The sequence below is a fragment of the Caldithrix abyssi DSM 13497 genome (genome assembly GCF_001886815.1).
Lineage (GTDB): Bacteria > Calditrichota > Calditrichia > Calditrichales > Calditrichaceae > Caldithrix > Caldithrix abyssi.
Genome location: NZ_CP018099.1, coordinates 600392 through 611916 on the forward strand (window position 1 = coordinate 600392; position 11525 = coordinate 611916).

Annotated in this window: 6 protein-coding genes; all 6 read right to left on the reverse strand. The window is 48.9% G+C overall.

Annotation, left to right across the window (positions count from 1 at the left end):
• Positions 1-28: 28 nt before the first annotated feature.
• Complete coding sequence (locus Cabys_RS02400) at positions 29-2938, reverse strand: TonB-dependent receptor (RefSeq protein WP_006928517.1); 2910 nt, start codon at positions 2936-2938, stop codon at positions 29-31.
• Positions 2939-3046: 108 nt separating this feature from the next.
• Entirely contained in the window at positions 3047-5548 is a 2502-nt protein-coding gene (locus tag Cabys_RS02405) for a golvesin C-terminal-like domain-containing protein (protein WP_006928519.1), read from the reverse strand.
• On the reverse strand, positions 5514-6701 hold the full coding sequence (locus tag Cabys_RS02410; RefSeq protein WP_006928522.1) for a DUF2334 domain-containing protein: 1188 nt from the start codon (positions 6699-6701) through the stop codon (positions 5514-5516). Before Cabys_RS02410 ends, Cabys_RS02405 begins: the two co-directional genes overlap by 35 nt.
• 8 nt (positions 6702-6709) lie before the next feature.
• On the reverse strand, positions 6710-8002 hold the full coding sequence (locus Cabys_RS02415) for an alpha amylase family protein (RefSeq protein WP_071777835.1): 1293 nt from the start codon (positions 8000-8002) through the stop codon (positions 6710-6712).
• A 1409-nt stretch (positions 8003-9411) separates the two neighbouring features.
• Positions 9412-9873, reverse strand: coding sequence for an IS200/IS605 family transposase (gene tnpA / locus Cabys_RS02425; RefSeq protein WP_006928524.1), 462 nt, complete (start codon positions 9871-9873; stop codon positions 9412-9414).
• Positions 9874-9911: 38 nt separating this feature from the next.
• Positions 9912-11297, reverse strand: a complete 1386-nt coding sequence (locus Cabys_RS02430) for a T9SS type A sorting domain-containing protein (RefSeq protein WP_006928526.1) — start codon at positions 11295-11297, stop codon at positions 9912-9914.
• Positions 11298-11525 lie beyond the last annotated feature (228 nt).

Below are 11525 nucleotides of genomic sequence, written 5' to 3' on the forward strand. Positions count from 1 at the left end.
CGCTGAAATGACAGGGCAAACGATCATATCAAAAACTCACCCCCAAACTCAAGTACAGCGCCGTGGGCATATTACGGTACGTCTGGTAGTAGCGAAACTTGTAAATGCGCGCCTGCGGATCGTTGGGGTCGTCCGAAGGCGGCGTATCGCGCGTAATGCCGTATTCCACCCAGTTCCTCAGCTCCGTGGCGTCCAGCAAAGGCGTTAGCCATTTATCGTTAAACAGATTTTCCACGCGTAAAGATAGCGCCGGACTGAGGCCCCACAGCTTGCTTTTTATGGTGATACTCAAATCGGTTTTCTGTTCCAGCGGATAACGCCGGTTGTTGATCACATCCGTAAACTGATCGTAGCTGGTTACATAGGTGAAGGGCGTTCCGCTTTTGGCCGAGTAGATCATGCTGGCGCTGGCTGTGTGTACACCTAAAAAGTCTGGCAGTAACTTTAAAAACTTTTGCGCCAGGCGGTAAGAGATCAGCGCCCGAAAGGTGTGCGTGCGGTCCTGGCTGGTTACAAAATCGTTGGCGCTGCGTCTTTCCAGGAATGAACGAGGATCATTGGGATCCGGATAGATATCCATGGCTCCGTATGCGCCAAAGGTGGTGCGCGCAAAACTGTAGCTCAAACGGTAATTCCAGTCGCCGGGCGCAATGCGGTTCAAAGATATTTCAATTCCTTTGGTGGCGCCGTAGCCGTTGTTTTCGTAAGAGATGTAATAGGGATTTTGCGGCGCAATTTGTTGCGAACCCTGCGGCGAATGGATGTTGACGCGCACGGTTTGCTGAACGCGGTCGTTGTAATAGGCGGCAATATCCAGCCGGTGTCCTTTAATCCCTTTTTGCAAACCAATTTCGTAGCTGATGGTTTTCTTAAAACCCAGATCAGGATTGCCGTACATGCGCCATCCCTGCCAGGTGGATCGTGAGATGGTTTGCCGGAAGAGCGGCATGGAATAAAAATGCCCGTATTGTAAACGAAAGGCCATGTCTTCGCCAATAGGAAAGGAAAGCCCGAAGCGGGGCGAAACAGCCAGGTGCGTTTTGGGCTTACGCGTCCGTGGGTCGCCCGGATCGCCAATAAAGGGGCCGCCGCCCTGGCCTGTACCAAAATAAAATGGACGAAAGCGGTCTGCCGGCGCGTCGCAGTTCATGTTAAAACCTTCAAAACGGAGGCCCACATTGGCCACAATCTCTTCCACCTCAATCTTATCCTGAGCGTACAGGGCAAAGTAATAGGGATAGGCGTGGTAATATTCGGCAAAGCCGGAGTAGGAAATAAAGGCATTCAGCCGGGCGCCGGATTCTCCGTTGTAGCGCGTGTCCCAGTACTGCGCTTTGGCCCCGATTTTCAGCAGATGCCGATTGGTCACCTGGCTGGTTAAATCAACGGACGCGTTCCACACATCGGTGCGGTTGTCCAGCGCGTAAAGCGAAGTAAAGGCATAGACGATGCGTCGGAATTCCTCGTCCCAGGGGCCGGCCCGGATGAGCCACGGATCGGTAGCGGTAATGATCGATCGATTGCGTTCAATGTACACCTCGCGCTGGTGCCAGACCATGGCTTCCAGGAAGGTTTTGCTGGAAAAGACATGCGTCCAGCTCAGGCTTTGCGTGGTGGTCGTCTCTTCTTTGGGGCTGTCGAAGATCAACACGTATTTGTACTGGGGCCATTGACCGATGATCGAAGCCCAGCGAATGTCGTCCGAGCCAGACCACACCGAGCCGCGGTAGCCCTGATATTGCATTAAAAATTTTAGTTTGTCGTTTTTCGTAAGCTGGTAGGTCAGGTTTAAGCTGTAATTCTGGTAGATTTGACTGCGTTCCACGCTGGGAATGCGCGCCGGCGTGTTGCGGTACTCGGCAGAAAGGAAAAAGCGCAGTTTGCCGTCTTTGCTTAAAGGACCGCCAAATCCGAACAGGTATCTTCGGTACATCAGCTTGCGGTAGTCGTACACGCCCAGGGGATTGGAGCGATTGCCTTCGGCGGGGGAGTGGTTGGCAATCCATTTCTGGTAGTAATGGGTGTAAAGCGAGTCATCCGGAATATTCGGCGCGTTCTCGTCGCGCCACCTTTGCCACTTATCGAACGAACCCCAGTTTTTCCACTCCACGGTTTCCGGGCCGTAAAGATACGGACCGTAATGGTACTTGCCGGGCGGGCGCACTTCCACGCGAAAGTCGCCGTGAAATTCGGAACCGCCTTCTTTGGTTACCACCTTAACAATTCCCGACTGCGCGTTGCCGTACTCCGCGCTAAATCCGCCGGAAATGACCTCCATCTGTTCCACGCCCAGGGGATTGTAGTCGTATTTCCAGCTGGTGTTGGATTTTTCGCCCATAAAATTGTAGCCGGGCACGCCCGTGTTAGAGCTGATCTGTTCGATGCCGTTAAACTGTACCTGCACGTCAAAGGCGCCGCCGCCGCGAATGGAAAAGGTGCCATTGGGGTTGCGCGTTACATTGGCGTTCAATTGCATCATTTCGCGCAGGCCCTGAATCGGCGCGCTTTCGATCTCTCTGGCATCCATAAAGTTGGAGGTGGCGGTCAAATCGCGCACAACGGCCGGTTTTTGGGCCACCACTTCCACCGGCTCGGTCTCTTCAATGGCTTCCGCCAGGCGGAAATCGACGCGCGTGGTGCGATCAACCACCACTTCCACCTGCGTTTTACGCACGGTTTGATAGCCCACCATCTGGCAAACCACGGTGTGCTTTCCGGCAGGTACATTCAAAATGTAGTAAAAACCTTCCAGGTCAGAGGCCGCGCCCAATGTCGCTCCCTCGATGTAAATGTTTGCGCCGGCCAATGGTTGCCCGCTTTTGGCGTCGGTTACCTGGCCCATTATTTTGCCTTTGGGCGACTGGGCGTGGAGTGAAAGGATGGAAAAGAAGAAAAACAGGAACAATACAATAAATTTGACGAGACGTTTTGCGACCATTTGTCCACTCATTTTTATTGATTTTATTTTTTGATGAGCCCTTAATCTTCCGGGCCTGAAACTCGTTCCTGCCCGAGGGAACTTTCTCAGCGCCCGGCGGACTCTTTTCTATTTTAAAACCATCACTTTCCCATAATGCGCTTTTTGCCGGTGATCGGCCGTTCTAAAACGCACCACGAAAAAATAAATCCCGCTGCTTAATTGTTCAGCTTTCAAAGTCAATCGGTGTTCGCCGGCGTGAAACACCCGTTCTGCAGACGAAAACACGCGCCGACCGCGAACGTCGAAAAGCTCCAGCCTGACCTTTGCCGGCAGAGTTAGATGAAGCGGAATGAGCGTTTGATTGTTAAAGGGATTGGGGTAATTTGCGCCCACCGTAAAATCGTCCGGCAGCGGTCTATTGCTCAGCGGTAAAGCGGTGGGATTTAGTGTGCGTTTAAAGCGCAGCGCATCGGCGGCGATTACGCCGGCGCTGGCCTCGTCGCTCAGTTTTACGCTGGCTGTTTGCCCCGCTTTAAGGTAGTAAGTTCCAAGGTCGGCCCAATTGCCTACGGCCTGTTGCTGACTGAGGATGACCGAACTGGAGCCGAAGTTGTGCAAAATGGCGTAGTGCGCGTCGCTGGTCAGCGTCAGATCGGAACAGGGAATAAAAACCTGCACGCGATAGTAGCCGTCTTGCTGGATGGGCGACCACCATTGGGCAAAGCGCGCGCCTGATCCCGCCTGAATGTATAACCAGTCGCCGTTAATGGCGCAGGAGTCTGCTACCGTTTGCCACTGGCCGTATGTGGTAAAGGTGTCGGAAGCGTTATCGATTACAATTTCACTTAATTGGGGATCAAAGGTAAAGCTCAGCGTAAGATCGTTTAATGGAATACCGACGTAATCCTTAAGCGCGCTGATCTGCAGTTGATAGTTTTGTCCCGGCGTTAAAGGCGCGGTTTGCAGGTTGACCGCAGAACGATCTTGCCCGACAAAAGCGACGTTTATTACTTCCACCTGCGGCTGAATGTTGTAATTGGCTGGCGACAGCGCCGCGGCGCTATCGATCCACTGGTTGAATTTTAAGTTGAGATGCACGGAGTCGGGCGCAAAATAATCGATGGCTTTTAGCGGTTTTTGTCTTAAAAGGCGCACGGCGTCGGCGGCTAACTTACCGTTTGCGCTGTTGGTCAATTGCAGACGAACGGTCGAGCCGTAAGAAAAGGAATCGGCATGTAAAAATACCCAGCGGTTGGCATCCTTTTGTTGGTTGATGGTTACCGAATGGGCAGAATCGTTGGCTTCGATGCGCCAGAGGGCCTGTTCCGTTAGGTCGGATTGAGCGGGCCAGCGGGCAAAGAGGGCGTAATGGCCGCTTAGCCAGACGGGCGCGTCGAAAACGGCCTGAGCCGCCGGATCGGCGCTTAGCAAATACGAATCATTGAATCCGCCCGAGTATTTATCCCATGCGCCGGTAGCGGTAAAGAAACGCGAGGCGCCATCGTCAATAATTAAATCCTGATGCGGCAGGGCCGCTTTAGTTTTGAATACTTCGTCGCGCAGTGTTTGCAAAACCTCGTCGTTCAGGTCTTTGTAGTACCAGATGGTTACGCCGTCGGCCTGATGCGTCAGGGCGTAATTGATTTGAAACAGCGCAGATTGCAGGGTGTTAAAATCGATTCCGGCGTACAACAACACGTGCGGATTGGTTTTTTGCCTGGCCAGTTCAAACTGATTGGGAAAATCGCTGTCGTTCAAATAGAGCATGTGCTCCAGGGCGTCCACATAGCCGCTGTCGCTCCACACATCCCAGCGCTGCAACTTGGAGCCGCTGAGCAACATGTAGGGCGGAGCCACGGCGGCGGAAACGAGCATATCGGGTTGAAGCGCTTTCACCGCCTGGTAAATGCGCCGGGCGATCTGGTTGATCTGGCTTTCGCGCCAGGCGGTCCACTGCGCCCACTCGGCATGCCCCGGGTAGATGTACAGAGGATCCGTGCCGCCCGTTTGCTGCTGGTAGCGCTGGCGCGAAACGGCCGAGTAAGAAAAATCGGTAGAGGGGTAGCGAATGCGATCGGTTTCGACGCCGTCCAGTTGCGGGTAGCGGGCGGCGATTTCTGCAAACAGGTCCTCCATAAATTGTTTAACTTCAGGATGTGCGGCGTCCATCCAGTGGAAAACGCCCCACTGGTTTTGCTGGTAATGCCGGCTCTGATTGTCCACGGCTTCCCAGTCCGGATGAGCGGTTAAAATCGGGCCGCTGTCGCTGGTGTCGTTGCCGCTGTAGTGGCTCATCAAGCCGTACTCAAACCAGGCGATGACTTCCAGGTTCCAGCGGTGGGCGATTTCGATGGTCTCGGCCAGAGGGTCTCTTCCTGCAAATTGAATGTGTTGCCGCGGCCCGCCGGCCTGTTGCAGCACATCGCTGGGATAAATGGTGGCGCCCAGATAGTAAACATTCACAAAGATGCGGTTAAAATTAGCCTGCGCCAGTTTGTGGCAGGTGGATTCGATTAAATCAACGCCGCCTTCGATGACGTCGCGGCTTAGCCACACGCCGCGCGCCTGCGGCATTTGCGCGCCGATCAATTGACTAAAAATTAACAGAATAAACAATGTTTTTTTCATAAACGCTCTGTTTTAAAATGGTACAAAATTTACTTTTCCGCGCCACCCTTCCATCGTTAAAACGCACTTCAAAAATATAGCCGTAAAAGCCGCTGGCCAGATTGACCGGATTCCATGGCAGCCAGTAATTGCCAGCCAGATGCTGACCGAGGTTTATGGCTTCAATGAGTCTGCCGTTCGCGTCAAAAAAACGAACGGAAACATTGCGAGCGGCCTGTCCCAGATAATAATGAATGCGCGTTTGTCCGTTAAAAGGATTGGGGAAGTTCTGGCTTAATTCAAAACTTTTTAAAATTAACTTTTGCCTGTGCGCAAGTTGTGTGCTGTTATTTAAAAGCATGTCCCGCGCCTGGCTAAGAGTAACAAATTTAAGGCGTGTCCCATAAATGGAAACGAGCGAGTCTAACAACTCGGCCGTCCACTGCAAAACCAGGCCATTTTCGTAGCCCTGACGGATAAACGGATCGTGAAAGAGCAGTGTGTAAATGCCCTGCTCGGATAATACGCTTTCAATCTCGGCAAGGGCTTCCTGCTTTCTGGCGTTATACTGCTCAGAGGTCAGCTCCCATGTGTAATCCCTTCCCGGAGGGATGTTGAACAGCCCCTCCCTGAGCTCGCTAAGGTTATATCCGGACGTGGATATGAGATTAAAGCCCTGATCGACCAGCGCGTTGTAAGTGGTGCGGTCGGCCACATGAGAAGGGGGCACAAACGAAATCGGTGTAATACCGACGCTGTCTTGTAAAATTTGCCGACCTGTGGAAATCCATGCGCTTTGCTGCTCATAAGTGAAGGCCTGTTGATAGGTGGTGCAATAAAACTCATGATATTGTCCGCAGAGCGTGCAAATATGCATATAGCCATGCTGCGCCACTTCGTGCCCTTGCTGTACGGTTGCCGCTAATTCCGCGCGAAGCTGGCCGTCGTTGTTTTCTGCTTCCTGCAGGCGATGAGGAATGACCGACCATGACACTTTAGCGCCGACGGCTTCAACGGTTTGCTGGAAGGGCGTAATGCTGCGCGGCTGCAACGAAATGTTGCGGCTTAAAATATCATCGACGCGGATGACAAATAGCAGCGTGTCCTGCGCAAAAGAGCAAGTGGCCGCAAAAAGTAAAATCAACCATAAAACAATCAGATGAGTTTTACGCATACTTGCCTTTAATCAGAAAAAGTTTCTTGCAAAAGATCCCACCAGTCATATTCATTAATATAAACCAGATCGAAGAGCATTAACCCGTCTGTTTTTTTCAAAACCATTTGCATGGCGCGTTTAAACTGCTGCGGATGATTTTTGTATTGTAATATGAACAGACTGCCGTACACGGTTGTGGCCTGCTGAATGACCTGATTGGTTATGTCGCAGGCGCCTTCCACACTATACCAGAATTGTTTACCATCTTTCATGGCCGCTTCCTGCCGCAAATCAATCCGCACATCGGGTAAATTAAGTTCGTCGATGGTTACTTCAAAATAATAACAGCCGGACATGAAAAAATCCAGCAATTCGGCGTAACCGGTTACATGGTAGTCCGGATCGGCCCACCAGTAGGGGGGATGGTAATGTTGACTGGCCCAATTGACGCCCACTTCGTAATAGGTGGGGTACCAAGATCCGGCATAGTCGCCAAACGCCAGTTGAGGGTTAAGCGTTTTTACGGTGTCTCGCGCTTTTACAAAAAAATGGAAAATACACTTTGCGCGCCAGAAAAGCCACCGCTTGAATAATGGGCCTGGCGTTACTTCGGGCTCGGCGTCCGGCGTTTGTTTTTGCCAAGTAAAAATGTCTTCTGGCCAGTGTTTAACTTTTTTATTTAAGAACTTTTCAAACGCCGCCCTGGATTCCGGGCTAAAATCGGAAGCAATGCCGTCAAAGCGAGCGCGATCCAGAATGATGCCGGTCAGTTGCGGGTAGTTGCGCGCCACTTCGGCGATGATGGAAAGTTCGTAGCGTTGCACGTCTTCTCTGATGGGATTCACAAACAGGGATTGTTTGCTTTCCACTTCTGTAATGGGTTTTAAGCCCTTCGGCGTGTACAGAATGGTTTGCCAGTGGGGACGCGTTTCGTAAACAAGCCCCAGCCCGGCGGGGCGGCTACCCTCGGAAAAAATGTTGAGGGCGGCGTGTACTTTTAAACCGTACCGTTTGCCGAGCGTCAGGGCATGGGCCAGGTAGTCGTAATACGCCGGACGTTCCACGCCCTTCCATTTTAACAGACGGGGCGCAATTTTACTGGGGTACAACACATAGCCCGAATTGGGCTTGATGTCAATCACCAGGTCGGTAAAGCCGACAGACGCCGCCTTTTGGGCCATCGCCTCCATGGCGGAAGAGTCGCTTAGCTGCGCCCAGTTGGCGCTGGCGTCCACCCACAAAAAGAGGCGTTTGGTTTGCGGTTGGGTAAAACCGACATCATAAAAAAAGAGAATGAGGCATAATAAAAAAATGTTCATTTTAAAATTCATGTATTTGTTTTCCGTTTTGAATGAAACAATGAAAATTTCTCTTTCAGGGTTATTAATTTGTTTGGGAATTTGTTTTCTATAATCATTTCAATCCTTCGGATTTGGGTTATTTCGTCACCAATTTTATTTCGGATTTCATGTTCAGAGTTTCCGGCACATGCAATTAGTTTTTGGGATTTGCTTCATTTACAAAATGGTGCTGTTCCGTTCATTTTAAACCATCTTTACATTTTGGCGCTAATTTAATCCCGAAAGATGAAACGGTTGCCACCAATATGACACCCTTTCAGGGTTAATAATTTGGTTTGGGGTCTGGTTTTCTATAATCATTTCAATCCTTCGGATTTGGGTTTTTTCGTCACCAATTTTATTTCGGATTTCATGTTCAAAATTTACGGCACATAAAATTGTTTTTTGTAATTCGCTTCATTTACAAAATGGTGCTGTTCCGTTCATTTTAAACCATCTTTACATTTTGGCACCATTCCAATCCCGAAGGGATGAAACGATTGCCACCATTATGGCACCCTTTCAGGGTTAATGATTTGATTGGGGCTTCACTTTCCTATAATCATTTCAATCCTTCGGATTTGGGTTTTTCCGTCACCAATTTTATTTCGGATTTTATGTTCAGAATTTCCGGCTCCTGGGGTTATTTTTTTGAATTCATTTCCTTTACAAAATTTTACTATTCGGACTATTTTAAAATCGCCCTTACATTTTGGCGCTAATTCAATCCCGAAGGGATGAAACGATTATAGCCAAAATGCCACAGGCCATTATTTAAACCTCGAAGAGGTGACATTATTATTTAATCCCTTCAGACAAAAATCACCTTTACGTATTGACGCCGTTTTAATCCCGAAAGATGAAACGATTGCCGCCAATATTTCACCCTTTCAGGGTTATTAATTTGTTTTCTATAATCATTTCAATCCTTCGGATTTGGGTTTTCCCGTCACCAATTTTATTTCGTATTTCATGCCCAGAATTTCCGGCACATAAAATTGTTTTGTGATTCGCTTTATTTACAAAATGGTGCTGTTCCGTTCATTTTAAACCATCTTTACATTTTGGCGCTAATTCAATCCCGAAAGATGAAACGGTTGCCACCAATATGACACCCTTTCAGGGTTAATAATTTGGTTTGGGGTCTGGTTTTCTATAATCATTTCAATCCTTCGGATTTGGGTTATTTCGTCACCAATTTTATTTCGTATTTCATGTTCAAAATTTCCGGCACATGCAATTGTTTTTTGGGATTCGCTTCATTTACAAAATGGTGCTGTTCCGTTCATTTTAAACCATCTTTACATTTTGGCGCCATTCCAATCCCGAAGGGATGAAACGATTATAGCCAAAATCCCGGCCCTCATTTAAACCTCGAAGAGGTGACATTATTCAATCCATTCAAACAAATATTCATCCTTAAATTCAATTTCAAACTTTTTTAAAAAATTATAATATTCCTCCCTGAACGTTTTTTTCTTATGATGCGCTTCCTGATTTAAAATATACTTATAAACCGTATCCAATTGAGAATGCGCGTAAGAAAAAGCCCCATATCCAGCCTGCCATTCAAACTTACCTTGCACAAATCCTCTGTCGTTAATAAAATTAGAAGAATTATTTTTTATATCTCTAACCAAACCCGACAGGGCCATAAACGGTTTAAGACCAATAAAACAATGAACATGATCTGATACGCCATTAATAATGATCGATTTATGGCCTTTATTCTTAATAATTCCCGTCATGTATTTAAATACTTCATTGCGCCAGGATTTTTGTAAAAGATTTTGCCTCCCCTTTACGGCAAAGATCACCTGGATATAAATTTTTGAATAAGTACCTGCCATAATGATAACCCTTAATTCAATGAACAGCAGGGAATCACTTATTTAATCAATAGCATTTTTCTCGTTTGAACCACGTTCTCGCCGCGTAATTGGTAAAAATAAATTCCCGAAGCCCAATGATTGCCATTAATCTTAATCTGATGTTTACCGGCGACCTGTTTACCAACATTAATTTCTTTAACCAATTGACCGGAATTACTAAAAATCAAAAATTGAACATTTTGCGTTTTACTTAACTGATATTCAATGGTTGTCTGGGCATTAAACGGATTGGGGAAATTCCCTAAGAGCGCTGTTGTCTTAGGAAGCAGCGAGCCTGGCTCATCAAGCGCCTGCAATGGGCCGTAGGAAAAGACAAAGGCGCATTTAGCTTCCTGATCGATGACATAGGCAAAATTTTCGTCCGGGCTGAAGGCAATGTCCGAAGGGGTTAAGAAGGGAGCGCCCTGCGGATCGGGATTGACCGCGCTGTTAGCTGATGGCAACTCATCCAGTTCAATGGCGAAATTTCCGCTGATCATGAACGATTTTACCCAGCGCCGCGTGGTATCGGTGCCGCAGGCCCACAGATTCCCCTGGCTGTCGCAGGCAATGCCGTAAGGCGTCCAGGAAAGCCAGCCAAGGTAGGAAGACACATCGCTTACGCGCTGGCCCACGTAATCTTTAGGCGAGGTTTGCGTTCCGCCGGTCCACACGGCAATACCGCCTGTGGAGCTCAGAGTATCGCTGTTGCGGCTGGAAAAGAAGGGCGTGTTGGGATCGCTGTAATCGGCGCCGGGAATGGTGGCCACATCGCGAATGATGGAAAATCCTGTGCCGTCATGTCCGCCCGGTTCGATGGGATGCAGGTCCAGGGGCTGAATGGGCACCCAGGTGCCCCGGGCCGAGGCGGTGTCCGTAAAATTGTACACGCGGATGGATGTGTGGTAGGAAAGCCCGGCGTACACAAATTTGTCCTTGTTGGCAGAAAGACCGAGCACCCACGTACCGTAACCGCCGGCGGTGTATTCCTTACGCTGAGCGGGATCGCCATCGGGATATTCGTACATGATGGAAAGCGAAGGCATGGGCGTACCCGGCTTACGACACACAACCAGAACGGTGTCGTCAATGGTGGTAATGCCGCGCGCCGATTCCACGTCCAGATTGGCGCTGTAGTCGTCGATCAGCGTAAAGACCGAGTCGCCTGGCGCTGCCATCCACAGGGCATTCATCCCACGGGCATCCACTGCGCTGGTGGTAATGACCCAAAGGCTGCCCTTGTTATCCGTGGCGCAGAGAAAGGGATAGGTGACGCTGTCGGGCGTGGGAAATTTAATGGTCATCTCTTCCTGAAAAAGCCAGGAATCCTGGGCGCTGAGCGTCGTCGGCAGGACGACAAAAAGCAATAATGCGACGGCGAAAAAAGCGACAAGTTTTTTCATAGCTCACCCCAATCTTTTAATTATTAAGTTAACTTAACAAACTGAAATAATATACTAAATAAGAGAGGGAAAGAAAATAATTTTGAAATAAAATTTAAAAGTTTTTGTCGATTATTTTGCGCTGATAGAAGAATTTTATTTTTAGAATACTTCCTTCAAAACATCTGTATCGCCATGGCGGGATTGGTTTAATGGTTGATTAGTTGAATAGTTGATTGGTTGAATGGT